This window comes from Candidatus Pelagibacter sp. Uisw_101, assembly GCF_047727615.1.
GTDB lineage: Bacteria > Pseudomonadota > Alphaproteobacteria > Pelagibacterales > Pelagibacteraceae > Pelagibacter.
Map to the genome: position 1 here is coordinate 616,112 of NZ_CP159821.1, position 24,560 is coordinate 640,671.

A 24,560-nucleotide genomic window follows, 5' to 3' on the forward strand; every position below is an offset into this window, starting at 1 on the left:
GCTATAAGATAATACCATGGCGCGATATATTTTTGTAACCGGCGGTGTGGTTTCTTCATTGGGAAAAGGTCTTTCTTCGGCTTCCCTTGCATACTTATTACAATCTAGAGGTTTTAACGTACGTTTAAGAAAATTAGATCCTTATTTAAATGTTGACCCAGGAACGATGAGTCCGTTTCAGCATGGTGAAGTTTTTGTAACAGATGATGGTGCAGAAACAGATTTAGATTTAGGTCATTATGAAAGATTTTCTGGAATATCTGCAAAAAAATCTGACAATATTACAACTGGAAAAATTTATAGCGATGTTTTAAAGAAAGAACGTAAAGGAGGATACCTTGGAAAAACAGTTCAAGTTATCCCACATATAACTGACCGTATTAAAGATTTTATAAAAAGTGACACATCAAAAGAAGACTTTGTAATTTGTGAAATTGGTGGAATAGTGGGTGACATAGAAAGCCTCCCATTCGTTGAAGCTATTAGACAATTTTCTAATGATGTAGGAAAAAAAAATGCTTTATTTATTCACTTAACTCTAGTCCCGTACCTTAGAGCATCAGATGAAATAAAAACAAAACCCACTCAACACTCTGTAAAAGAATTAAGAAGTCTTGGCATACAACCAGATATTATTATTTGTAGATCTGAAAGACCTATACCTTTAGAGCATAGAAAAAAAATATCCTTATTCTGTAATGTTGGAATTGAAAATGTAATTCAAACCGTTGATGTTAAAACTATTTATGAAGCACCGATTAGTTTCAATAGAGAAAATTTAGACAAACAGGTGTTGGGGTATTTTAAAATAAAATCTAGAAAAAAAGTCAATCTAAACCCTTGGAAAAAAATTACCAAAATTGTTCTGCATACAAAAAAATCAATCAATATTGCAATCATTGGAAAATATGTTGAACTTAAAGATGCTTATAAATCATTGGACGAAGCCTTAACTCACGGCGGCATTGATAATAATTTGAAAATTAATTTAGTGAGAATAGATTCTGAAAACTTAAAAATTTCTGAAATTAAAGAAAAATTAAAAGGAGTTTCTGGAATTTTGATACCTGGCGGATTTGGCAAAAGAGGAACAGAAGGAAAAATTGAAGCAATTAAATATGCTAGAGAGAAAAAAATTCCTTTTTTTGGAATCTGTTTTGGAATGCAGATGGCTATTATTGAATTTGCAAGGAATAAGTTAAATATAAAGAAAGCTACATCAAGTGAGTTTGGATCTGGAGGATCTCCAATCATTGGTTTAATCTCTGAATGGAATAAAGATGGCAAATTAATAAAAGGAACTGATAAAAATCTTGGTGGCACTATGAGACTTGGTCTTTATGAGGCCAAATTAAAAGAAAATTCTTTGATTAGAAAAATCTATAAATCAAATTCTATCCAAGAACGACATAGACATAGATACGAAGTTAATATTGGTTATAAGGATCAATTTGAAAAAAATGGCCTTATATTTTCAGGATTATCTCCAGATAAAAAATTACCAGAGGTTATTGAGCTAAAAAACCACCCATGGTTTATTGCTGTTCAATTTCACCCAGAATTTAAATCTAGACCTTTAGCTCCACATCCTTTATTCTCATCATTTATCAAGGCTGCTAAAAATCATAAATGAAAAATATAAAAGTTAATTGTGGAAATATAGAAATTTCAAATAATAACAAAATTTGTATTATTGCTGGACCGTGCCAACTTGAAACGGAGCAACATGCTATGGATATGGCTGGTAAAATTAAAGAAATAACTTCCAAGTTTAATATGGGTTTTATTTACAAAACATCTTTCGATAAAGCTAATAGAACAAGTCTAAAAGGACAAAGAGGTGCAGGTCTTGAACAATCTTTGCCTATTTTTGATAAAATTAAAAAAGAATTAAATGTTCCAATATTAACTGACATACACAACGCCGAACAATGTTCAGTGGTAGCCCCTCATGCAGATGTATTACAAATTCCAGCATTTTTATGTAGGCAAACAGATTTATTAATTGCGGCTGCCAAAACTGGGAAAATTATAAATGTTAAAAAAGGTCAATTCCTCGCACCATGGGATATGGTTAATGTTACAAAAAAAATTGCTGACTCAGGTAATAATAATATTTTAGTTACAGAAAGAGGGGCCAGCTTTGGTTACAATACTCTTGTCTCTGACATGAGGTCTCTACCTATAATGGCAAAAAATGGGTACCCTGTTATTTTTGATGCCACACATTCAGTCCAGCAACCTGGAGGTTTAGGCGAGACCAGTGGTGGTCAAAGAGAGTTTGTTGAATATTTAGCAAGAGCTGCGGTCGCAGTTGGTGTTGCGGGTGTTTTTATTGAAACACATCAAGATCCAGATAATGCCCCATCAGATGGACCTAATATGGTTCCACTAGATAAATTAGAAAAATTGCTATCTCAATTATTTGAAATAGATAATCTAATTAAAAAATAAATGAGTAAGATTTTAAAGATAAGAGCTCGTCAAGTTTTTGATAGCAGAGGGAACCCAACAATTGAAGCAGAAGTTTATTCAAAAAATTTAAGTGCCTCAGCTATTTGTCCATCAGGTGCCTCAACTGGAACGTACGAAGCATTTGAAAAAAAAGACAGTAATAATAAAAAATATTTAGGTAAAAGTGTTTTAGGTGCAGTCAATTTGGTTAATACAAAAATTTCAAAAAGATTAACAGGTGCAAATATTCACGATCAAACACGTATTGATACAATCTTAATTAATCTTGATGGTACCCGGCAAAAAACAAGCTTGGGAGCTAATACTATTTTAGCAGTGTCTATGGCGGCTAAGAAACTTTCTGCAAAAATCAAAAAAGTACCCTTATACAAAACATTTTTAGTAAAGAATAATTACAAACTACCTTACCCATTAATGAATATTATTAATGGAGGAGCGCATGCTAATAACGGATTAAGAATTCAAGAGTTTATGATTAGACCTGATAAGGCTAGGAGTTTTTCAGAAGCCATGAGAATATGCTTTGTTGTAATTAGCAATTTAAGAAAATTGATTATAAAAAATGGACTATCAACTTCTGTAGGAGATGAAGGGGGCTTTGCTCCAATGATCAGCAGCAATGAAAAAGCTTTAGATTTAGTTGTAGCTGCAATTAATAAATCTGGTTTTAAAAATGGTAAAGATGTCTCAATTTGTTTAGATGTAGCAGCAAATGAATTAATCAAGAAAGACAAATATTCTATTCATTCAAAGAAGTTTGTTTCAGTAGATCGATCTATTGAAAAATATAAAAAGATAATAAATAAATACAAAATTAAATCAATTGAAGATCCATTTGGTGAAAATGATTGGCCTGCATGGAGTGAATTAATGAAGCAAACTAACAATGTGCAAATTGTTGGTGATGATTTGTATGTAACTAATTTAGAAAGACTTAAAAAAGGTTTCTTAAACAGCTCATCTAATTCGATATTAATTAAACTTAACCAAATTGGTACAGTATCCGAAACACTTGAGGTTATTAAGTTTGCAAAAATTATTGGATATAAAACAATAATTTCTCATAGATCTGGAGACAGTGAAGATACCTTTATAGCAGATCTTGCTGTAGGTACAAATTCAAATCAGATTAAAACTGGATCGCTGGCAAGATCCGAACGTGTTGCAAAATATAATCAATTATTACGTATAGAAGAAGAGCTTGGAAAAAAAGCATCAATGAGTAAAATTCATTAATGCTGGGAAAATTAAAAAAAAATTATTTTTTATTAATCTCTACTTTTTTAATACTTTATTTTTTCTTTAACCTTCTAGATGGTGAAAGAGGTCTTTTTTCTTATTTCAAAAAAAAAGAAATTTTATTTAATCTAAAAATTGAAGAAGCTAATTTATCGAACAAAATCAAAGAGCTTGAATTTAAAAATTCTCTATTAAGTACTAAATTAGACCTAGATTATGTCGAAACCTTAATCAGAGAAAAATTTATGTTTGGCAAAGAAGGGGAGACCCTCTATATAATTAAAAAGAATGACAATTAAACCAAGACACCCAGAAAAAGTTAACAAACCTGTAAATCCAATTAAGAAAAAACCTGATTGGATAAGGTCTAAATTAACTAACAGTAAAGAATTCTTCTTAACCAAAACTATTGTTAATCAAAATAATTTAGTAACAGTTTGTCAGGAAGCTAATTGTCCAAATATTACAGAATGTTGGAGTAAGCGTCATGCTACATTTATGATTATGGGTGATACCTGTACAAGAGCATGTGCTTTTTGTGATGTAAAAACTGGCAAGCCTGGAAAACTAGACTCATTTGAACCCGTTAAGATTGCTGATGCTGTAAAAAAATTAGATTTAAAACATGTTGTAATTACCTCTGTTGACAGAGACGATCTTGAAGACGGAGGATCAAATCATTTTTATGAAGTAATTGATCAAACAAGAAAAAAAAATCCTAACACATCAATTGAAGTTTTAACACCTGATTTTCTTAGAAAAGGAGATGCTTATAAAAAAGTACTAGAAGCTAATCCAGATGTTTTTAATCATAACATTGAGACAGTGCCTAGACTTTATTTAAAAGTAAGACCAGGCTCTAGATATTTTTCATCATTAGAGCTTTTAAAGAATGCAAAGTTAGTAAATAAAAATGTTTTCACTAAATCAGGTTTAATGGTTGGATTAGGTGAGAATAAAGAAGAGATTGTTCAAGTCATGGATGATCTAAAAGCAGCAGAGGTAGATTTTTTAACCATTGGTCAATATTTACAGCCTTCTGTAAGACATCACCCTTTAGACCGCTATTACCATCCAGATGAATTTAAAGAGTTAGAAACTATTGCAAAATCAAAAGGATTTTTATTAGTTTCATCGACACCTTTAACTAGATCTTCATACCATGCAGATGAAGATTTTGCTAAACTTCAACAAAATAGAATTAACAATCATTAATGCCAAAGGCATCGGTTAAAAGAAACATAAATAAAAAAAAAGATAAACTTATTGAGTTTGTTTTGGATATAGAAAAATATCCAGAATTCATCCCTTTTTGCTTAGACTCGAAAATTTATGATAGAAAAGAAGAGGATAATCAAATCTTAATCATAGCAGATTTAACAATTGGAAAGGGTCCTTTTAGCGACACTTATAAAAGCGATGTTAGATTTAATAAAAAAGATGATACGATTAATGTTACTAATTTAGATGGCCCACTAAAGCACTTGCAAAATAATTGGAAATTTGTAGAAAATAACAACATGACGGAGGTTTATTTTGACGTTGATTTTGAAATTAAAAATAAGTTTTTGAATTTGTTAATGGAAAAATCATTTGAATTTGGTTTAAATAAAATTGCTGATGCTTTCCAAAAAAGAGCCGAAACAGTATAAAAAAATTGTAAATGATTGCTCAAATTAAAGAACTAACAATATCCAAAGCTCTTTTAACTGATGCTTTTTGAATTGAGTTTCTTGTTTTTTGTTTAAAAATATTTTTAGTTATTACTATTTTATTAGATTTTTTTACTCCGATATAAACTAGTCCGACTGGTTTGCTTTTAGTTCCACCATTAGGACCTGCAATGCCAGTGACAGATACATTTATTTGAGCTTTAGATATCTTTGCTAAATTCTTAACCATAGCCCCACAACATTCAGCACTAACAGCTCCGTATTTTTTGATAATATTTTTATTTACTTTTAAAATATCGATTTTTGCTTGGTTAGAATAGGTAATAAGACCTATGTTGAATATTTTAGATGCGCCACTAATAGAAGTAATAGATGCAGCTAACAACCCCCCCGTGCAAGACTCAGCAAAAGATATTTTAAGTTTTTTTTTGATTAATTTTTTAACAATATTTTTCATTATAAAATATAGCTCTTTAAAATCATGAAACATACAAGGGTTAAAACCACATAAAAACCTGCACAGATATCATCCATAATTACACCAAAACTGTTCTTAAAGTTTTTATCAAAAAAACTTACTGGAAATGGTTTCATGATGTCAAAATATCTAAAAAGGATAAAAAATAGAGCATAATAAACGATAGCTTCACCCGCATCTTTTGTTGTTCCATGGGATATCTCATAAAGATATATAGGAATTGATTGACCTAAAAATTCATCAATTATGATTTCACCAGGATCCTTATTTTCACTATTTTCTATATGACTTGAAACGGCATAAAATGAGTAAATAAATATTATTATTAACCCAACTAAAATTATATTTGGTGAAATATTTAAAGTGTGGAATAGATAATAAAGAATAATTATAGTTGCTATAGACCCAAAAGTTCCAGGCATATATTTAATCTTACCAAGACCAAACATTGTCACAAATAATGAGTTGAAAGATTTAATCATTTTTAATAACTGAGGCTATTACTTCGCAAGCTATTGCTTTTTCCTTACCAATCACACCTAATTTTTCAGTTGTTTTACCTTTTATATTAATTTGTGTAGGAGAAATATTACAGATTTTTGCGATGCAATTCGTTATTTGTTTTTTGTATTTTTGAATTTTAGGCTTTTGAGTAATGATATTAATATCGAGGTTATTAATTAGATAACCTTTTTTTATAGTTTGCTTAATTATTTCACTTAATAGAATGGTAGATCTAATATTTTTAAATTTCTTATTCTTATCGGAGAATTTTTCACCAATATCACCCATAGAGCAAGCTCCAAGAATTGCATCTGTTACAGCATGCAGAACTGGATCTCCATCAGAATGACCCAATGTACCAATAGGTGAGGGTATTTTAATTCCACCTATGTAAAGTTTTTTATTAGGAACTAACCTATGAACATCAAAACCAAGTCCAAATTTTATTAAATCATTAAATTTAATATCTTTTTTTATTGTAATTTTATTATTGGTAAACTCACCCTTAATAATCATTATTTTTTTACCAGCTCTTACAAATAAGTTGGCATCATCAGTAATTTCTTCACTTTTGTTATTTTGAAGTGCAAAAAGTTTTTTATAGTTAAATGCTTGTGGTGTCTGTATTAAGTAAATATCCTCTCTTTTTAAATTTCTAACTATATTTGAAGTTTTTTGTTTGACAGAATCTGTTGTTTGAATTGCAGGAATCGCACAATCATTTTTTTTTAATCCATCCATTAATTTCTTTAAAAGTTCTAGAGAAAAGTTTGGTCTTGCAGCATCATGAATTATTACATTTTTAAAATTATTTCTTTTAATGCTTTTTAAGGCAATATAAGCAGACTGTGCTCTTGTCTTACCACCGTTAATAATAGTGATATTTTTGATATCAAGTTTTTTGATATAATTTTTATGTTTTTTATTTATTACAAGAACAATCTTATTAAACTTATTAAATACTTTAGCTTTATCAATTGAATGCAATAATAAAGGCTTACCTTTATAATCTGTGTATGGTTTTGGAATATTTGAATTAAATCTTTTACTTTCACCACCAGCAAGTATTATAAAGCAACTATTCATGATAAAAATATATAACACATTATTTTGTTCACAATGATTGATTTTATTAAAAAAAATATATTTATCATTGTAATATTTTTAATCACTTTATTCATAGGTTTTGTAACTTTTTTAACGTTTATTGATAAAAGTTTTTTAAAATTATCTGATGATAATCTTCAGATTTTATTAATTGGAAATATTGCGTTGTTAATACTTCTTTTTTTTATGATATTCTCAGAAGTAAGAAATTCCTTAAAGATAGACGTTGACGTTAGTGGTTCTAAAGCCAATAGAAAATATATAACTTTTTTTGCATTATTTACTTTAATTCCTTCTATTTTAATTTCATTATTCTCTTTATTCCTTTTTTCTTTTGCACTTGATAAATATTTAGATAAAAAAATAACAACAGCAGTCAACAACTCTTATAAAATTGCGAAAAGCTATACTGAAGAAGTTAGAACAAAAACTCAATCAGAGATAATTTTAATAGCATTTGATTTAAACAAAAGTATCAATTTTTTGAAAAGAAATATTAATCAATTTAAAAGTTTTCTAAATACTCAAAAACTAATTAGAGGTATGGACGAAGTACATATAATTGAAGGTAATGGAAACTTATACTTATCAACCTTAGAAGATAATTCCTTGTATACACCTCCTTTGCTTGAAGCTTTAGAAATGGTCCAAAATGATAAAAGACCACTTAAGATTATTAATGCTTTTAAAAATCAAACAGCATCAATTATAAAACTTGAAAATTTTGATGGAAAGTATTTGTATATAGTCAAATATTTAGATAAAAAAATTTCTCGATATTTACTTGAGTCTCAAGAAGCTCTTAATTTTTACTACACAGTTTTAAACAAACAAACTGGAATCAAGATATCTTTTGTATTTATCTATCTTGTTATAGTTTCACTGTTATTATTTTTATCAATATCAATTGCTATAAGATTTTCATCAAGATTCTTTAGATCTATTAATAACTTAATTATCGCATCTTCCAATATTGGAAAAGGTAATCTAGATATTAAAGTACCAGAAATTAAAACTGATAAAGACATGGAGGTGTTAAATCAAAATTTTAATTTAATGATAGATAAATTAAAATCACAACAAGAAAAACTTATAATTAAAGAAAGACACGAAGCTTGGGAAAACTTAGCTAGAAAATTAGCTCATGAAATTAAAAATCCACTCACACCCATTCAGCTAACCATTGATAGATTAAAAGGTAAATATTCAGGAAAAATAGCAGAACATGAAAAAGATGATTTTTCTAAAAGTTTACTGATAATTGGAAAACAAATTAAACAAATTGAAAACTTAGTTAATGAATTTTCTGATTTTGCCAGAATGCCAAAGCCAATTCTTAAAGATAACAACTTGGTTCCCTTGATAAAAGATAACATTAAATTAATAAATGAATTGGATAGTAAAATTATAATTGATTTTAAGACAGGAAAATCAAGTATACTCTTAAATTCTGATAGTGAGCAAATAAGTAGAGTTTTCTTCAATTTAATTAAAAACTCCATTGAAAGTATACAGGATAAGATAATTGATGATGTTAATTTGATAGGAAAAATTGATATTTCCTTAAACGAGAATGTAGAAAGAATTAACTTTATAATTATTGATAACGGAATAGGATTTGGAATATTTGTAGACAATATAAAAAATATTCTAAATCCCTACTTTACAACAAAGAAAAAAGGCTCTGGTTTAGGTTTGTCTATTGTTAATAAGATAATAAATGATCATAATGGAAAAATAAATTTTGTTTCACTTGATAATGGAGCAAAAATAGAAATTATATTTACAAAATAATGAGTACTGAAATATTAATTATTGATGATAATGCAGATATTAGAAATATAATTAATGATCTAATTGTTGAAGCAGGTTATAAAACAAGATTAGCTGCTAACTACAATCAAGCTTTAAATGAGATAGACAAAAAACTTCCAGATGTTGCAATTATAGACGTTAAATTAGATAAAGGTGACAATGATGGTCTAGAGCTTTTATCACACATTAAAACTAAGGATAAAAATATTCCAGTTATAATAATTACAGGACACGCAAACGTAGAAATGGCAATTAAAGCATTAAAAGCTGGTGCTTTCGAATTTATTGAAAAACCTTTCAATCAAGAGAGATTATTAAATTTTGTTAATAGGGCTGTTGAAAATATTAATCTTAAAAATAAAAATAAGGAATTTGAAAGTAAACTTTTTTATTCTTACGAGTTAGTTGGATTTAGTGAGAATATTAAAAATATCAAAGACCAAATAAATAAAATCTCAGTATCTGAAAGCCGAATTTTTATCAATGGACCTACTGGCTCAGGTAAAGAGTTGATTGCAAGAAAAATACATAAAGAATCTAAAAGACAGAAGGGCCCCTTTATTATTCTGAATGGTGCATTACTAGATATAAAGAAATATGAACTAGAATTATTTGGTGAGGAAAAAGCTAATGGCTCTATAGCTTATGGTGCTTTAGAGAAATCATCAAAGGGTACCCTTTTAATTGATGAAATTTCTGAAATCCCACTTGATACTCAATCAAAAATTTTAAGAGTTTTAATAGATCAAAAATTTAAGAGAATTAATGGCAATCATGATATTAATGTGGATGTAAGAATTATATGCTCATCCAGTAAAGATATAAAAAAAGAAATAGAAAATGGTAATTTTAGAGAGGATTTATACCATCGACTTAATGTCTTCGAAATTAGTATTGATCCTTTAAAAGACAGAGTATCTGATATACCTTTACTAGTTGAATATTTCTCTGAAAAAATTTCAACAAACTATAATTTAAAAATATTTAAAATTAATGCGAATAATAATTATCTACTCAATTATGATTGGCCAGGTAACGTTAGAGAATTAAGAAATTTGATTGAGAGAATTGCAATACTTTCACCTGATAGTGCTGATAAAATTTCTAATATTATTAAAGAATCGTTAAAAACACCTGATACTGATAATATATCATCAGAAAACTCTTTATCTATACCGTTAAAAGAAGCTAGAGAAAATTTTGAAAAAGAGTATTTAACTACACAATTGAAAAAATTTAATGGCAATATATCAAAAACTGCTGACTTTATAGGAATGGAAAGATCTGCCTTACATAGAAAACTTAGAGGTTTAGGGATCAAGGGATTAAATTAGATGAATATTATAATTTGTGGTGCTGGTAGAGTAGGTTTTACTATAGCAAAAATTTTAAGTGAACAAGAGCACTCTATAACTGTAATTGATCAATCAAGTATAGATATACAAAAGATAGATGACACACTTGATGTTAAGTCTATTGTAGGCAAGGGCACTTACCCCTCTATTTTAGAAAAAGCAAACGCAATTGATGCTGACATGATTATTGCAGTAACACGTAATGATGAAATTAACATGTTGATATGTCAAATAGCATTTTCAATATTTAACGTTCCAAAAAAAATAGCAAGAATTAGATCGCAAGATTATTTAAATCCTAAATTTACAAAAGTTTATAATAAAGAAAATTTACCAATAGATGTTATTATCTCACCTGAAATAGAGATAGCAAAGTCTCTTCAAAGAAAATTAGAAGCTCCTGGCTCATTAGATAATGTCCCTTTTGCAAATAATAAAATTAGATTGCTTGAGATTTTGATAGATGCCAATTGTCCAATAAAAGATATTAAGCTTAACGAGCTTACCAAAAAGTTTCCAAAATTAAATTCAAATATAATGGGTGTAATTAGAGATGAAAAATTTTTTTTATTAAAAAAAACTGATGTAATGCTTAAAAATGATAAGGCTTATGTTATTATTAATGCCTCACAAATGAACGAAACTTTAGCAGCCTTTGGTCATACAGAAAAAATTTCTAATAAAATTTTGATTATTGGAGGAGGGAATATAGGTTTTAATCTAGCAAAAAATCTAGAAGAAAGTTTTGATTCTGCAAGAGTTAAGATAATAGAAAAAGACAAAGAAAGAGCAGAACTTATTGCAAGCCAATTAAATAACACAATTGTTATTAATGGAGATGCTCTTGATGAAGAAGTTTTATTAGAGGCAAATTTAGAAGAGGTTCAAACTGTTTTGGCTCTTACAAATGATGATGAAGATAATTTAATGGTAAGCGTATTAGTTGAAAAATTTGCTAAAGATAATGATGAGTTAAGTGACAAAAGAACTATGGCTTTGATTAACAAGCCTAATTATTCTCTCTTGCAAACTTCTTTAAAAATTGATGATTTTATTGATCCTAGAATGAATACTGTTTCCAGCATTTTAAAGCATATTCACAAGGGAACAATTGAAAATGCTTATAGTATCTTAAATGGTGAGTATGAAATCATTGAAGCAGAAATTATCGAAACCTCAGAGCTAGTAAATAAAGAATTAAAAAATTCAAATTTACCTGACGAAATAAGAATTGGTGCAGTTTTAAGAGGTGACAATGTCATTATTCCTAGGTCAAATTTTATATTTAAAAAACAAGATATTGTTGTTCTTTTAGCTAAAAAAGATTTCTTACATGTTGTAGAAAACATGTTTCGTATAAGCTCTATTTAATTTAATGAAATACTTTAAACTCATTTATTTGAGTGTTTTTTTTGGAATAGTTTCAATTTTAGCTTTTTTTAATATTACCTATTCCTATTATCTTAACCTTTACCTAAATTTAAATACTTACATATATACATTTATAGTATCAATTTTTTTAGCAATATTATTTTATTACATAAAAAATAATGATGAAAAAAAAATAACAATATATGATAAAATATTAACAATTCTTCTTGGTTATTTTTTATTACCATTGGTAATCTCAATACCTTTTTATTTTAGTATATATAATTTAACTTTTGTTAACGCTTTCTTCGAGTCAGTTTCTGGTTTTACGTCAACTGGATTTACTATTTTTGATAATATAAATCACATTGATCAAAGTTTAATATTATGGAGGTCTGCATCACAATGGGTAGGCGGTTTTTATTTTTTATTTTCCATAATATTATTGATTGATATCTTTGATCATAGTTTTAAAAAATCTTTAACTAATTTTTTATCATTTAATAAATCTGAAACTTTCAAGCAAGCATTAAAAATATTTCTATTTTATTCATTAATTACACTTTCAATTTTTATGATATTAAGTTTTTTTGATATTAGGTTATTTAATTCTTTAAATTTAGCTATGACCATAATTTCATCAGGTGGTTTTTTACCATCGAATAATTTGTCTAATATCTTGATCAATAATTCTCAAGTTATAATTATATCAATTTTATTACTATCTTCTTTTTTTAGTATTTTTTTGATTTACAATTTGATCTTTACTAAAAATCATAACCTACATTTCTTTAATGAAGACATTCATTTGTTATTTTATTTCTTATTCTTATTGATTATCTTTTTTGCATTTCTAAATTTTGAAAATAATTTTAGTGAATTATTTTTATCTTTAACAAGCAGTATATCTAATGCAGGATTTTCTTTAAATAACTCTCCTAACAATTTATCTTTTATATTTTTAATACTGGTTATTATTGGTGGTTCTTTTTTTTCTACAAGTTCTGGTATTAGATTTTTAAAAATTTATTCTTTATTTAAATACTCAATTAATGAAATTCTTTCTTACAGTAGGCCTAAGAATATTTACATAAACAAACACTTGTTTTCAAAAGATTCATTTAAATTAGATGAAATTTATAAATATTTTCTATCTGTAATAGTTTTTATAATTTCTATGTTAATCTTAACTTTTTTATTAACTCTAAGTGGAATTGATTTTGAAAGCTCTTTTAAACTCTCAATTTTAACCATAATGAATACAGTAAATTCTTCAATGTTTGGTTTGGGTGATTTCAGCTTTTATGATCTAAATTTTATGACTAAATATTATCTAATTTTCTTTATGATTATTGGTAGACTTGAGCTTCTAACTTTATTAATTATTTGTAAAAAATTTCTTTTTAAAAATTAAATTCGTACTATAAATACTCTTGTATTAATTTGCGCTCTTAGCTCAGCTGGATAGAGCATCGGTTTTCTAAACCGAGGGTCGGTGGTTCGAGTCCACCAGAGCGCACCATTACTAGATAGTACAGTCAATTCTTAACGTGACACTATATATGGGTGAAACAGCTCTAATAAGACCATTTTTACTTTGATCAACTTCATAAAATGATAAACATTTAACTTAATTCAAATCATTTTGAATTATTTGTTAACAAATAAATAAATAAATAAAAACAGAGGAATATAAATGTTTAAATACTCAAAACAATTATTTGCCGTTTTAGCTGCTGCTTCTATGCTTTTTGTTGTCGCTTGCGATCAACAAGGTGGAAAACAGTCAAAAGGTAAATCAAAAACTCTTAAGAATACTCAAAGTAAAGGTTTCGTAAGATGCGGTGTATCTCAAGGTCTACCTGGATTTTCAAATGCTGATGCAGCTGGAAATTGGACTGGTGTTGATGTTGATGTATGTAGAGCAGTTGCTGCTGCAGTACTGGGTGATGCAAGTAAAGTTAAATACACTCCACTAAGTGCTAAAGAAAGATTTACAGCTCTAACTTCTGGTGAGATTGATATCTTATCGAGAAACACAACTTGGACACTTTCTAGAGATGCTGACATTGGTTTAACATTCGTTGGAGTTAACTTCTACGATGGCCAAGGTTTCATGGTTAGAAAAGATTTAGGAATTAATTCTGTTGAAGATTTTTCTAATGGAATTTCTGCTTGTACTAATATTGGTACTACAACTGAACTTAATATGAGAGACTTCTTTAATTCTAGAGGAATTTCTTATGAGCCAGTTGCTTTTGAAAAAGCAGATGAAGTTGTTGCTGCTTATGATTTGGGCAGATGTGATACTTACACAACTGACAAATCTGGTCTTGCAGCACAAAGAACAAAAATGACTAACCCTGATGACCACATGGTGTTACCAGAGACTATTTCTAAAGAGCCTCTAGGACCAGTAGTACGTCAGGGTGATGCAGTTTGGGAAGACATCGTAAGATGGTCTCTAAACGTAATGATCGAAGCTGAAGAGTACGGTATCACTTCATCAAATGCAGATTCTATGAAATCTTCTGACAATCCACAAATCAAAAGACTTGTTGGTTCTGAAGGTGAATTAGGTGCAGCATTTGGTTTAGATAACGATTGGAGCTTAAGAATTATCAAACAAGTTGGTAATTATGGTGAAAGCTACAAGAGAAATATCGCTGATACTGGTATTTTACCTGACAGAGGTCCAAACCAATTATGGACTAAAGGTGGAATATTATACGTACCACCAGCAAGATAATTATTATCTAATTAAACACATAAAGGGCTAGATTTATCTAGCCCTTTTTTTATAATATCCACAAAATGAAATTAAAAAAAATCCTACCTCAACTGTTAACAGTATTATTTATAATTTTAATATTTGGTTTCTTTACCATGAATGCTCAAGAGAACATGGATACAAGAGGTATCCAGTTTGGTTTTGGTTTTTTAAGTCAAGAAGCTTCATTTGATATACAGTTTTCTTTAATTGATTATGATGGTTCACACTCTTATGCTAGAGCTTACCTTGTTGGTCTTTTAAATACCCTGTTAGTTGCATTCATTGGAATTATTCTAGCTACACTGTTGGGTCTTGTTGTTGGTATTGCAAGATTATCTCCAAATTATTTGATTAGAAAAACTGCTTCTTTTTACATAGAATTTTTTAGAAATATTCCATTGTTATTACAGATTTTCTTTTGGTATTTTGCTGCACTTAGAGCACTGCCAATGCCTCAAGATGCTACATTGTTATTAGGATCATCTTTTATGACTATAAAGGGTCTTTTTACACCAGCTCCGATTTGGACAAATTTTGATGTTTTTTTTATAACATTAATTGTTGCAATGATTCTAGTTTTCTTTTTTGTAAAATTTGCAAAAAAAAAACAAGAACAAGAAGGTAAACAGTTACCGGTATTAATTATCTCATTAGCTATTTTTATGGGTCTACCACTTTTAACATTTTTAGTAGGTGGTGTTGATTTATCCTTTAGTTTTCCAGAATTAAGAAAAATGTCTCAATCTTCTTATACATTTGATGGAGGTATGGGTATACCGCCTGAACTAATTGCATTAACTTTAGCATTAACTCTTTATACAGCAACATTTATTGCAGAAAATGTTAGGGCAGGTATTCAAGGTATTGGTAAGGGACAAAAAGAAGCCGCCGCATCAATTGGCTTAACACCTAGCCAAGTTTTGAAATTAGTAATTATGCCACAAGCATTAAGAATAATTATACCACCAACTACCAATCAATACTTAAATTTAACTAAAAACTCTTCTCTAGCTGCTGCTATTGCATACCCAGATTTAGTTTTAGTTTTTGCTGGTACTGCTATGATGCAAACAGGAAAAGCAATTGAAATTGTTGGTATTACAATGGCTACATATTTAACTATTAGTATTGCAATTTCATTATTAATGAATTGGTATAACCAAAAAATAGCAATTAAGGAAAAATAATGAGTTCAGATAATTTTAATTTGTTAAGATCTAAATACCAAAAAAACAGAAATTTTTCTCTGACTTTAGGAGCTTTATTTTTTTTCTTAGGTATTTTTGATTTTTGTTTAAATAATTTCTTAGGTACGAATATTACCTCTTTTTTACCTAGGGTTATCAACTTTTTTACTCCTTTAATCTTTGGAGTAATTGGGCTTCATTTTATTAGAATTGAATTTTCGGGTATTAAAATTCTAGATAGTCTAAATAAAAATATTAATCCAAGTAATTTCAATGCTGCTTTAAGTTTGTGTATTATTTTTCTTATAATATTTGCACTTCCTCCATTATTAAATTGGTTCATTTTTGATGCTAATATTTCTGGTGATACCAAAGAAGCGTGTACAGGTGGTGGTGCTTGTTGGGTTTATATTAAAGTTTGGTTTAATAGATTTATATATGGAATGTATCCTAATGCCGAACAATGGAGAATTAATGTAACATTTATTGCTGTATTAGCCTTCATGGCAGCTGGATTCTATACACCTGCTAAATTTAGAAATTATCTTTCTCTTTACTACACACTTATACTGCCAATTATTTCTTTTATCTTAATCTACTATTTGATTTCAGGGGGTTCTTTTGGACTTGAATGGGTTGAAACAGGTGCTTGGGGTGGTTTATCTTTAACTTTTATTGTTGCATTTTTTTCTTTAATTTTTTGTTTTCCAATAGGCATGATGTTAGCCCTTGGAAGAAGATCGGATTTACCCATCGTTAAATATTCTTCTCTTTCGTTTATAGAATTTTGGAGAGGTGTTCCTTTAATTACAGTTTTATTTATGTCAGCAGTTATGTTTCCAATGTTTTTACCAGATGGAACTTATGTAGATAAGTTAATTAGAGTAGTTGTAGCTATTACCTTATTTGAAGCAGCTTATACAGCAGAAGTTATAAGGGGAGGTTTACAGGCGTTACCTAGAGGTCAATACGATGCGGCCAAGTCACTTGGTATGGGTTATTGGAAACTTCATATCTTTGTTATTCTTCCACAAGCATTAAAATTAGTAATACCAGGTATTGCTAATACATTCTTAGCACTTGTAAAAGATACACCATTAATTTTTGTGGTAGGTCTTTTAGAGGTAGTTGGTATGTTAAATTTAGCCAAAACAAATCCAAAATGGCTAGGATTTTCAATGGAAGGATATGTATTTGCTGGAATAATATTCTGGATTATTTGTTATAGTATGAGTAAATATAGTCAAAAATTAGAATTAAAGTATAAAACAGATAGATAAATTATGTCAAATTCAATTATTCAAATTCAAAATGTAAACAAGTGGTTTGGAGACTTTCAAGTATTAAAAGAAATTAATCTTGAAGTTAAACCTAAAGAAAAAATTGTTGTTTGTGGACCATCTGGATCTGGTAAATCTACGCTAATTAGATGTATAAATAGATTAGAAGAACATCAAAAAGGATCAATCATTGTTGATGGTACTGAAATTTCAGAAGATACAAAAAATATAGAGCAAGTTAGAGCTGAAGTTGGTATGGTTTTCCAACAATTTAATTTATTCCCGCATTTATCTATTTTAGATAATTGTACGTTAGCTCCTATCTGGGTTAAAAAAATGTCTAAAAAAGAAGCAGAAAATTTAGCATTAGAACACCTTGAAAGAGTACAAATTTTAGATCAAGCTCAAAAATTCCCAGGTCAATTATCAGGTGGACAGCAACAAAGGGTAGCTATTGCAAGAGCACTTTGTATGGAACCTAAAATTATGTTATTTGATGAGCCTACATCAGCATTAGATCCTGAAATGATTAAAGAGGTGCTAGATGTTATGGTTAATTTAGCGAAACAAGGTATGACAATGATCGTTGTAACTCATGAGATGGGCTTCGCTAAAGAGGTAGCTGACCAAATGATTTTTATGGACGAGGGTATGATTGTGGAAAAAGCCACAACTAAAGACTTTTTTGCTAACCCCAAAAATGATCGTACTAAACTTTTCTTAAGCCAAATTTTATAAGGCTTTATTAGCTATACGGTACAACAACTTTTCTTATTAAACAAAATTATAATATCTTGACACAATTTACTTTTTTGTACCTAATTTTTTAAAATAAAAAAATATTTCTGTTGCGATAACATCTAAAAATTAGTTCAATAGGTCTTTTTAAACTAACTTTAAGAGGGGTCTTAATGGAAGATAATTTTAATAAACATTTAGGTAATAAATTAAAGCTAAGAAGATTAGCTTTAGGTCTCACACAAACAAAAGTAGCAAAAGCAATTAATGTAACATTTCAACAAATTCAAAAATATGAAAAAGGAACTAATGGAGTTAGCTCAATAAGACTTCTTCAATTAGCAAATTATTTAAAAGTTCCAGTAAATTATTTTTTTGAAGATTTTTCAGAATATTTATTAAACCTGGAAAGATCTCAAGAAGGTCATATGAATGTAAATTATAATTTTTTAGTTAAATTATATTCTGAGCTTAATAATGATCAAAAACTAAAGTTTAGTAAATCTTTACAAGTTTCAAACATTGGAATTTCAAAAGTAGGCTAATATAAAAATTTGTTTAAGACCCTAATTTAGTCTAATTACTTATAAAACTTATTTATAATATAATCTCTGCCTCACACATATAAATTTAAGCAAAAATAATCTTAATAAAGTTTTTATCAAAATGTTGAAGGTAAGGTTTTGGCTCCTCGGGTAGGACTCGAACCTACGACCAATTGATTAACAGTCAACTGCTCTACCAACTGAGCTACCGAGGAATATCAAAATCACAATCTACTTTTTTTTTAAAGTAAAACAAGATTTTTTTTGGAGGCAACGCCCAGAATCGAACTGGGATACAAGGATTTGCAATCCTCTGCGTAACCATTCCGCCACGTTGCCCTCACATCTCATAATAAATCAAATAGTGAACCTTTTATATATAAAATATTAATAATTAGTCTACCAAATAAGCTAACAAATTGATTATTGTTAATTGATATTATTAAATTATAAACTTATGAATACCCTATGAGTAATGATAAATACATACATTCTGATGTTGAAGATAAGATTTACTCTTATTGGGAAAAAAATAATTTATTTAAACTCACAACAAATAAAAAGAAATTTTCAGTAGTTATACCTCCACCCAATGTAACAGGTAGCCTTCATATGGGGCACGCTTTGAATAATTCAATTCAAGATCTTTTGGTTAGATACCACCGTATGAATAATTATGAAACGCTATGGCAACCAGGAACAGACCATGCAGGTATTGCTACACAGGCTTTAGTAGAGAAAAAATTAACCGCTGAAGGTATTGATAAAAATGAAATTGGAAGAGAAAAGTTTATAGAAAAGGTTTGGGAATGGAAGGAAGAGCATGGTGATATTATTTTAAATCAACTTAAAAAATTAGGTTGCTCTTGTGATTGGTCAAGAAATGCTTTTACAATGGATAGAAATCTTTCAAAATCAGTTTTAAAAGTTTTTGTAGAGCTTCATAAAAAAGATTTAATTTATAAAGATAAAAAACTAGTTAATTGGGACACAGTTTTAAAAACTGCAATATCTGATTTAGAGGTGGATCAAAGAGAGGTTAATTCTAAGATTTACTATATTCAATACCCTATAGAAGGTTCTAGTGATTTTATAACCATAGCAACAACCAGACCTGAAACCATGTTAGGTGACACAGCAATTGCTGTAAATCCAAAAGATGATCGATTTAAAAATTTGGTTGGTAAATTTGTAACAGTTCCAATTGTTGGAAGAAAAATAAAAATTATTGAAGATGAGTATGCTGATCCAGAGATGGGAACAGGTGCTTTAAAGATAACACCAGCCCATGATTTTAATGACTATGAAGTGGGACAAAGAAATAATTTAGAAATCATAAATATCTTTACTGAAGGTGGCAAAGTAAACGAAAATGCTCCTAAAGAATATATTGGACTTGATAGATTTGAAGCTAGAAAAAGAATTTTAAAAGAGCTTAAAGAAAAAGAGTTTTTTGTTAAGGAAGAAAATATAAAGAATAAGGTTCCCTATGGAGATAGGTCTAATTCGATAATTGAGCCTTTTTTAACTGAACAATGGTTTGTAGATGCAAAAAAACTATCAATTAAAGCTAAAGATATAGTTAACTCAAAAAAAATTAATTTTTTTCCAGCTAATTGGTCAAAGACTTATTTTCAGTGGATGAACAATATTGAACCATGGTGTATCTCAAGACAGCTTTGGTGGGGACACCAAATACCAGCATGGTATGGTCCAGATAAAAAGATCTTTGTTGCAATAAATGAAAATGAAGCAAAAGCTGAAGCTAAAAAATTTTACAATAAAGAGGTAGATTTAATTCGTGACCCAGATGTATTAGATACTTGGTTTTCATCAGGCTTATGGCCTTTTGCTACACTAGGGTGGCCTGACAATAAAGAATATGTTGATAAATTTTATCCAACATCAGTACTTGTTACAGGGTTTGATATTATATTTTTTTGGGTGGCACGTATGATTATGTTTGGAATGGAGTTTTTAGATAAAGAACCTTTTAAAGATGTTTATGTTCACGCTCTTGTTAAAGATGAGAAGGGACAAAAAATGTCCAAATCTAAAGGGAATGTAATTAATCCTTTAGACTTAATTGAAAAATATAGTGCTGACGCTTTAAGATTTACTCTTTTATCAATGGCGTCACCTGGCACTGATGTAAAACTTTCCGAAGATAGAGTTAAAGGTTATAGAAATTTTTTAAATAAATTATGGAATGCAAACAATTTCTTGATTACCAATAATTGTGATTTTTCTAAAATTGATAAAACACCAAATTTAACAATTAATATCAATAAGTGGATTTATTCTGAACTAATAGAAACTAAGGACAAAATTGAAAAAAATTTAAAAGATTACAGATTTGATGAAGCTGCAAAAAATGCTTATCAATTTACTTGGCACTCTTATTGTGACTGGTATTTAGAATTATCTAAAACAATACTATTTTCAGAGGATGAAAAAGCAAAAGATGAAGTAAGACAAGTATCAGCTTATATATTTAAACAAATATTAATTTTATTACATCCATTTATACCATTTGTTACTGAAGAAATTTGGCTAAATAATAAATTTGATAACTCAGGTAAAGATTTTCTAATGTTAGCTAATTGGCCAATTGGAAAATCAGACAAGGATTCAAGCACAAATCAAGTTGAAAAAATTATTAGTATTATCTCTGAATTAAGATCATTTAAAAATGAATTAAGTGTAAGCCCTGGGTCATTTATAGATATTTCAGTGGAAAGTGTTAGTGAAAAAGAACAATCATTTTTTACTGAAAATGAAATCATTCTAAAAAAATTAGGTCGAATTAATAATCTTTTTGATAAAGATTTAAAAAAACCTGCTGCGACATTAATGGTTTCTGGTGATTTATTTAAAGTTTATTTTGCTGAAGATGTTGATTTAGAATTAATCAAAGAAAATTTAAGAACTAGGCAGGGTAAATACCAAGAAGAAATGAATAAAATATCACAAAGATTAGATAATAAAGGATTTGTTGATAGGGCACCAAAAGATATTGTTGAACAAGAAAAAACTAATTATAATAATTTAGAAAATGATATTAAAAGAATATCAGTAACAATAGAAAGTTTATAATGGCAAAATTTAATAAAAAAAAATTACCAAGCAGACATACTTCATTAGGTGCTGATAGAGCTCCGCATAGATCTTTTTACTACGCGATGGGTGAAACTGAAAAAGATGTAGCAAAACCATTTGTTGGCGTTGTATCAACTTGGAATGAAGCTGCTCCTTGTAATATTGCTTTAATGAGACAAGCTCAATCTGTAAAAAAAGGTGTTAGAGCTTCAGGTGGAACTCCTAGAGAATTTTGCACAATTACTGTTACTGATGGTATTGCGATGGGTCATGAAGGAATGAAGTCTTCTTTAGTATCTCGTGAAATTATAGCTGACTCAACTGAACTAACTGTACGTGGTCATTGTTATGATGCACTAGTTGGTATTGCTGGTTGTGATAAATCTTTACCTGCCTTAATGATGGCAATGGTTAGATTAAATGTACCAAGTGTGTTTATTTATGGTGGCTCAATACTTCCAGGTCAATACAAAGGTAAAGATGTAACTGTTGTTGATGTTTTTGAAGCGGTTGGAAAACACTCAGCAGGAAAAATGTCTGCTAAAGAATTAAGAAAATTAGAGTTAGTTGCATGTCCAAGCGCTGGCGCATGTGGAGGACAATTTACTGCAAATACTATGGCCTGTGTTTCTGAAGCTATTGGTTTAGCTTTACCTTATTCAGCTGGAACACCTGCTCCATACGAAGAAAGAGATAAGTATGCATTATTGAGTGGAAAGACTGTAATGAATTTATTAGAAAAAAATATTCGTCCAAGAGATATTGTTACAAAAAAATCTTTAGAAAATGCTGCAACAATTGTTGCTGCTACAGGTGGATCAACAAATGCTGCGTTACACTTACCAGCTATTGCTAATGAAATTGGAATTAAGTTTGATTTAATGGATGTTGCTAAAATATTTAAAAAAACTCCATACCTTGCTGATTTAAAACCAGGTGGAAAATATGTTGCAAAAGACATGTGGTTAGCTGGTGGAGTTCCTATGTTATTAAAAACTCTTTTTGATGGTGGTTTTATACATGGTGATTGCATGACTGTTACTGGAAAAACAATGAAGCAAAATTTAAAAAATATTAAATTTAATCCTAAACAAAAAGTTTTAAGAGCTTATGACAATCCTTTATCACCAGATGGTGGTGTTGTGGGTCTTAAAGGTAATTTAGCTCCTGATGGTGGAATTGTTAAAATTGCTGGTTTAAAGAAATTACAATTTACTGGTAAAGCTAGATGTTTTGATAATGAAGAAGCTGCAATGGCTTGTGTGCAAAAGAAAAAATATAAAGAAGGCGATGTAATTATTATTCGTTATGAAGGACCAGTTGGGGGACCAGGTATGAGAGAAATGCTTTCAACAACAGGTGCTATTTATGGTCAAGGTATGGGTGAGAAGGTTGCCCTAATTACAGATGGTAGATTCTCTGGTGCTACTAGAGGTTTTTGCGTGGGTCATGTTGGCCCTGAGGCGGCCTTAGGCGGCCCTTTAGCTCTTTTACGTAATGGTGATGTAATTGATATAGATGCCAAAAAAGGAACTATTAACGTTAGATTAACTAAATCACAATTAGCTACAAGACGAAAACAGTGGAAAGCAAAAAAATCAAGCTTTGGATCTGGTACTATTTGGAAATATGCTCAAACAGTAGGTCCTGCTTATTTAGGTGCACCAACGCATCCAGGTAAAAGAAAAGAAGTAAAAGTTTACGCTGATATTTAATGAAAATTAGACCCGTTATATTATGTGGTGGAGCCGGAACAAGACTTTGGCCTAATTCTAAAAATCATCATGCAAAACAATTTATTGATTTTGGTAATTGGACTTTATTTGAAAAAACTCTAGATAGAGTTAAATCTTCAACTTTTGACACGCCGATCATAAGTACAAATCTTAAATATTTAAAAGAGGTAAAAAAACATCTTAAGAAACATAAGATAAATAAATATAAAATTGTTTTAGAGCCCACAAAAAGAAATACAGCACCAGCAATTCTTGCATCAGCACTAATTAAAGACATTCCCAATGAGCAACCTTTGATGTTTTTTGCAGCCGATCACTTGATAGAAAAAGCAAGCATTTTTAATAAAGCTATAAATAAAAATAAAGCCAATTTAACTGACCAAAATATATTCATTTTTGGTATTAAACCAACAGCACCTTCTAGTGAATATGGTTATTTTTTAACAAAAAAAGTTAGAGGAAATATTAATAAAGTAACCAAATTTATTGAAAAACCAAAAGAAGCTAAAGCCAAACAAGTTATTAAACAAAAAGGTTATTGGAATTCTGGTATGTTTTTTTTAAGAAAAGACTCAATAATAAATAACTTTAAAAAATACCAACCTATAATATATAAAAATTGTGTTAATGCTGTTTCAAAAGCTAAACTTAAAGATAACACTTATTACCTAAATAAAGCATCCTTTGAAAAGGCTACTGCTAAATCTTTTGATTATGCAATTTTAGAAAAAACTAAACAGATTAATGCAATTAAATTAGATATCCCTTGGTCAGATCTTGGCAGCTGGAAAGAGATCTTAAAAATGTATGACAAAAATAAGAACAAGTATTACAAGAAAAAAAAAGTTTATTACCGACCTTGGGGTAGGTATGTTAATTTGTTTGAAGGCAAAGGTTTTTTAATTAAAGAGTTATTTGTTAAATCAAAAGGTATCTTAAGTTTACAAAAACATCATCATAGATCAGAACATTGGTTGGTAACTCAAGGAACTCCCAAAATTACACTTAATAAAGATAGCTTTTCTAAAAAAAAAAACGATCATATTTTCATTCCATTAGAAGCAATTCATAGAATTGAAAATCCTGGTAATAAACCTGTTAAGATTATTGAAGCTCAAGTAGGCTCAATTTTAAAAGAGAGTGATATTGTTAGATATCAAGACGTATACGGCAGAGTAAAATAGA

At 29.1% G+C, this 24,560-nt stretch carries 21 protein-coding genes and 3 tRNA genes; 19 read left to right on the forward strand and 5 right to left on the reverse strand.

All coding sequences use genetic code 11. The features are described 5' to 3' along the window. The first annotated feature begins 16 nt into the window (after nt 1–16). Genes ABXT48_RS03120 through ABXT48_RS03145 form a run of 6 tightly spaced genes read left to right on the forward strand, consistent with a single transcriptional unit; the run spans nt 17 to nt 5,366 of the window. The gene (locus tag ABXT48_RS03120; RefSeq protein WP_415303313.1) at nt 17–1,633 is read left to right on the forward strand and encodes a CTP synthase; all 1,617 of its coding nucleotides are present in this window, start codon (nt 17–19) and stop codon (nt 1,631–1,633) included. After that, complete coding sequence (gene kdsA, locus ABXT48_RS03125) at nt 1,630–2,454, forward strand: 3-deoxy-8-phosphooctulonate synthase (protein ID WP_415287015.1); 825 nt, start codon at nt 1,630–1,632, stop codon at nt 2,452–2,454. Before ABXT48_RS03120 ends, kdsA begins: the two co-directional genes overlap by 4 nt. After that, nucleotides 2,455–3,711, forward strand: a complete 1,257-nt coding sequence (gene eno / locus ABXT48_RS03130; protein WP_415287016.1) for a phosphopyruvate hydratase — start codon at nt 2,455–2,457, stop codon at nt 3,709–3,711. Continuing rightward, a complete protein-coding gene (locus tag ABXT48_RS03135) occupies nt 3,711–4,013 on the forward strand; it encodes an FtsB family cell division protein (protein WP_415287017.1) in 303 nt (100 codons plus the stop codon). Before eno ends, ABXT48_RS03135 begins: the two co-directional genes overlap by 1 nt. Further along, nucleotides 4,003–4,929 carry a lipoyl synthase gene (gene lipA, locus ABXT48_RS03140; RefSeq protein WP_415303314.1) on the forward strand — a complete coding sequence of 309 codons (927 nt, stop codon included), beginning with the start codon at nt 4,003–4,005 and terminating at the stop codon, nt 4,927–4,929. Before ABXT48_RS03135 ends, lipA begins: the two co-directional genes overlap by 11 nt. Continuing rightward, nucleotides 4,929–5,366 carry a type II toxin-antitoxin system RatA family toxin gene (locus tag ABXT48_RS03145; RefSeq protein ID WP_415287018.1) on the forward strand — a complete coding sequence of 146 codons (438 nt, stop codon included), beginning with the start codon at nt 4,929–4,931 and terminating at the stop codon, nt 5,364–5,366. Before lipA ends, ABXT48_RS03145 begins: the two co-directional genes overlap by 1 nt. Nucleotides 5,367–5,385: 19 nt before the next feature. Here ABXT48_RS03145 and ABXT48_RS03150 read toward each other — a convergent pair whose 3' ends face one another. The 3 genes from ABXT48_RS03150 to ispD are packed head-to-tail and all read right to left on the reverse strand — an operon-like array spanning nt 5,386 to nt 7,455. Next, a complete protein-coding gene (locus ABXT48_RS03150; RefSeq protein ID WP_415287019.1) occupies nt 5,386–5,877 on the reverse strand; it encodes a CinA family protein in 492 nt (163 codons plus the stop codon). Further along, a complete protein-coding gene (locus ABXT48_RS03155; protein ID WP_415303316.1) occupies nt 5,844–6,347 on the reverse strand; it encodes a phosphatidylglycerophosphatase A in 504 nt (167 codons plus the stop codon). The genes ABXT48_RS03150 and ABXT48_RS03155 overlap by 34 nt, the downstream gene beginning before the upstream one ends. Next, the gene (gene ispD / locus ABXT48_RS03160; RefSeq protein WP_415287021.1) at nt 6,340–7,455 is read right to left on the reverse strand and encodes a 2-C-methyl-D-erythritol 4-phosphate cytidylyltransferase; all 1,116 of its coding nucleotides are present in this window, start codon (nt 7,453–7,455) and stop codon (nt 6,340–6,342) included. The genes ABXT48_RS03155 and ispD overlap by 8 nt, the downstream gene beginning before the upstream one ends. A gap of 33 nt (nt 7,456–7,488) precedes the next feature. Here ispD and ABXT48_RS03165 point away from each other — a divergent pair, with 33 nt between their 5' ends. The 10 genes from ABXT48_RS03165 to ABXT48_RS03210 all read left to right on the forward strand — a co-directional run bounded on the left by ABXT48_RS03165 (nt 7,489) and on the right by ABXT48_RS03210 (nt 18,540). Next, nucleotides 7,489–9,270: an ATP-binding protein gene (locus ABXT48_RS03165; protein ID WP_415303318.1), complete on the forward strand. Its 1,782-nt coding sequence runs from the start codon at nt 7,489–7,491 to the stop codon at nt 9,268–9,270. Further along, nucleotides 9,270–10,625 (forward strand): sigma-54-dependent transcriptional regulator, encoded by a 1,356-nt coding sequence (locus ABXT48_RS03170; protein WP_415303320.1) that lies wholly within the window; start codon nt 9,270–9,272, stop codon nt 10,623–10,625. The genes ABXT48_RS03165 and ABXT48_RS03170 overlap by 1 nt, the downstream gene beginning before the upstream one ends. Continuing rightward, nucleotides 10,626–12,017, forward strand: coding sequence for a Trk system potassium transporter TrkA (gene trkA / locus ABXT48_RS03175; protein ID WP_415287023.1), 1,392 nt, complete (start codon nt 10,626–10,628; stop codon nt 12,015–12,017). Nucleotides 12,018–12,021: 4 nt separating this feature from the next. Beyond that, nucleotides 12,022–13,431, forward strand: coding sequence for a potassium transporter TrkG (locus ABXT48_RS03180; RefSeq protein WP_415287024.1), 1,410 nt, complete (start codon nt 12,022–12,024; stop codon nt 13,429–13,431). A gap of 31 nt (nt 13,432–13,462) precedes the next feature. After that, nucleotides 13,463–13,539: transfer RNA gene (locus ABXT48_RS03185), tRNA-Arg, on the forward strand. 174 nt (nt 13,540–13,713) lie between these two features. Continuing rightward, complete coding sequence (locus ABXT48_RS03190; protein WP_415303322.1) at nt 13,714–14,766, forward strand: amino acid ABC transporter substrate-binding protein; 1,053 nt, start codon at nt 13,714–13,716, stop codon at nt 14,764–14,766. A 65-nt stretch (nt 14,767–14,831) separates the two neighbouring features. Next, entirely contained in the window at nt 14,832–15,977 is a 1,146-nt protein-coding gene (locus ABXT48_RS03195; protein WP_415287026.1) for an amino acid ABC transporter permease, read from the forward strand. Beyond that, nucleotides 15,977–17,257, forward strand: a complete 1,281-nt coding sequence (locus ABXT48_RS03200; protein ID WP_415287027.1) for an amino acid ABC transporter permease — start codon at nt 15,977–15,979, stop codon at nt 17,255–17,257. Before ABXT48_RS03195 ends, ABXT48_RS03200 begins: the two co-directional genes overlap by 1 nt. A 3-nt stretch (nt 17,258–17,260) precedes the next feature. Next, complete coding sequence (locus tag ABXT48_RS03205; RefSeq protein WP_415287028.1) at nt 17,261–17,995, forward strand: amino acid ABC transporter ATP-binding protein; 735 nt, start codon at nt 17,261–17,263, stop codon at nt 17,993–17,995. 173 nt (nt 17,996–18,168) lie between these two features. After that, complete coding sequence (locus ABXT48_RS03210; RefSeq protein WP_415287029.1) at nt 18,169–18,540, forward strand: helix-turn-helix domain-containing protein; 372 nt, start codon at nt 18,169–18,171, stop codon at nt 18,538–18,540. Between the two features lie 139 nt (nt 18,541–18,679). Here ABXT48_RS03210 and ABXT48_RS03215 read toward each other — a convergent pair. Both ABXT48_RS03215 and ABXT48_RS03220 read right to left on the reverse strand, forming a co-directional pair. Beyond that, nucleotides 18,680–18,755, reverse strand: a tRNA-Asn gene (locus tag ABXT48_RS03215). A 50-nt stretch (nt 18,756–18,805) separates the two neighbouring features. After that, nucleotides 18,806–18,879: transfer RNA gene (locus tag ABXT48_RS03220), tRNA-Cys, on the reverse strand. 129 nt (nt 18,880–19,008) lie between these two features. On the opposite strand from ABXT48_RS03220, the gene ABXT48_RS03225 reads away from it, so the two are divergent. From ABXT48_RS03225 to ABXT48_RS03235, 3 genes are read left to right on the forward strand one after another with little or no spacing between them, the layout of a single operon-like run. Beyond that, nucleotides 19,009–21,636 (forward strand): valine--tRNA ligase, encoded by a 2,628-nt coding sequence (locus ABXT48_RS03225; protein WP_415287030.1) that lies wholly within the window; start codon nt 19,009–19,011, stop codon nt 21,634–21,636. Next, entirely contained in the window at nt 21,636–23,354 is a 1,719-nt protein-coding gene (ilvD, locus tag ABXT48_RS03230; RefSeq protein ID WP_415287031.1) for a dihydroxy-acid dehydratase, read from the forward strand. The genes ABXT48_RS03225 and ilvD overlap by 1 nt, the downstream gene beginning before the upstream one ends. Next, nucleotides 23,354–24,559 carry a sugar phosphate nucleotidyltransferase gene (locus tag ABXT48_RS03235; RefSeq protein WP_415287032.1) on the forward strand — a complete coding sequence of 402 codons (1,206 nt, stop codon included), beginning with the start codon at nt 23,354–23,356 and terminating at the stop codon, nt 24,557–24,559. The genes ilvD and ABXT48_RS03235 overlap by 1 nt, the downstream gene beginning before the upstream one ends. The last annotated feature ends 1 nt before the right edge of the window (nt 24,560 follow it).

Bases quoted from the DNA above. Each gene is read 5' to 3' on its own strand.
- ABXT48_RS03190 (WP_415303322.1), top strand. From the start codon at position 13,714: ATGTTTAAATACTCAAAACAATTATTTGCCGTTTTAGCTGCTGCTTCT.
- trkA (WP_415287023.1), top strand. From the start codon at position 10,626: ATGAATATTATAATTTGTGGTGCTGGTAGAGTAGGTTTTACTATAGCA.
- ABXT48_RS03120 (WP_415303313.1), top strand. From the start codon at position 17: ATGGCGCGATATATTTTTGTAACCGGCGGTGTGGTTTCTTCATTGGGA.
- ABXT48_RS03200 (WP_415287027.1), top strand. From the start codon at position 15,977: ATGAGTTCAGATAATTTTAATTTGTTAAGATCTAAATACCAAAAAAAC.
- ABXT48_RS03225 (WP_415287030.1), top strand. From the start codon at position 19,009: ATGAGTAATGATAAATACATACATTCTGATGTTGAAGATAAGATTTAC.
- ABXT48_RS03150 (WP_415287019.1), bottom strand. From the start codon at position 5,877: ATGTTTCATGATTTTAAAGAGCTATATTTTATAATGAAAAATATTGTT.
- kdsA (WP_415287015.1), top strand. From the start codon at position 1,630: ATGAAAAATATAAAAGTTAATTGTGGAAATATAGAAATTTCAAATAAT.
- ABXT48_RS03235 (WP_415287032.1), top strand. From the start codon at position 23,354: ATGAAAATTAGACCCGTTATATTATGTGGTGGAGCCGGAACAAGACTT.
- ABXT48_RS03180 (WP_415287024.1), top strand. From the start codon at position 12,022: ATGAAATACTTTAAACTCATTTATTTGAGTGTTTTTTTTGGAATAGTT.
- ABXT48_RS03165 (WP_415303318.1), top strand. From the start codon at position 7,489: ATGATTGATTTTATTAAAAAAAATATATTTATCATTGTAATATTTTTA.
- ABXT48_RS03145 (WP_415287018.1), top strand. From the start codon at position 4,929: ATGCCAAAGGCATCGGTTAAAAGAAACATAAATAAAAAAAAAGATAAA.
- ABXT48_RS03210 (WP_415287029.1), top strand. From the start codon at position 18,169: ATGGAAGATAATTTTAATAAACATTTAGGTAATAAATTAAAGCTAAGA.
- ABXT48_RS03170 (WP_415303320.1), top strand. From the start codon at position 9,270: ATGAGTACTGAAATATTAATTATTGATGATAATGCAGATATTAGAAAT.
- eno (WP_415287016.1), top strand. From the start codon at position 2,455: ATGAGTAAGATTTTAAAGATAAGAGCTCGTCAAGTTTTTGATAGCAGA.
- ABXT48_RS03195 (WP_415287026.1), top strand. From the start codon at position 14,832: ATGAAATTAAAAAAAATCCTACCTCAACTGTTAACAGTATTATTTATA.
- ABXT48_RS03155 (WP_415303316.1), bottom strand. From the start codon at position 6,347: ATGATTAAATCTTTCAACTCATTATTTGTGACAATGTTTGGTCTTGGT.
- ABXT48_RS03135 (WP_415287017.1), top strand. From the start codon at position 3,711: ATGCTGGGAAAATTAAAAAAAAATTATTTTTTATTAATCTCTACTTTT.
- lipA (WP_415303314.1), top strand. From the start codon at position 4,003: ATGACAATTAAACCAAGACACCCAGAAAAAGTTAACAAACCTGTAAAT.
- ABXT48_RS03205 (WP_415287028.1), top strand. From the start codon at position 17,261: ATGTCAAATTCAATTATTCAAATTCAAAATGTAAACAAGTGGTTTGGA.
- ilvD (WP_415287031.1), top strand. From the start codon at position 21,636: ATGGCAAAATTTAATAAAAAAAAATTACCAAGCAGACATACTTCATTA.
- ispD (WP_415287021.1), bottom strand. From the start codon at position 7,455: ATGAATAGTTGCTTTATAATACTTGCTGGTGGTGAAAGTAAAAGATTT.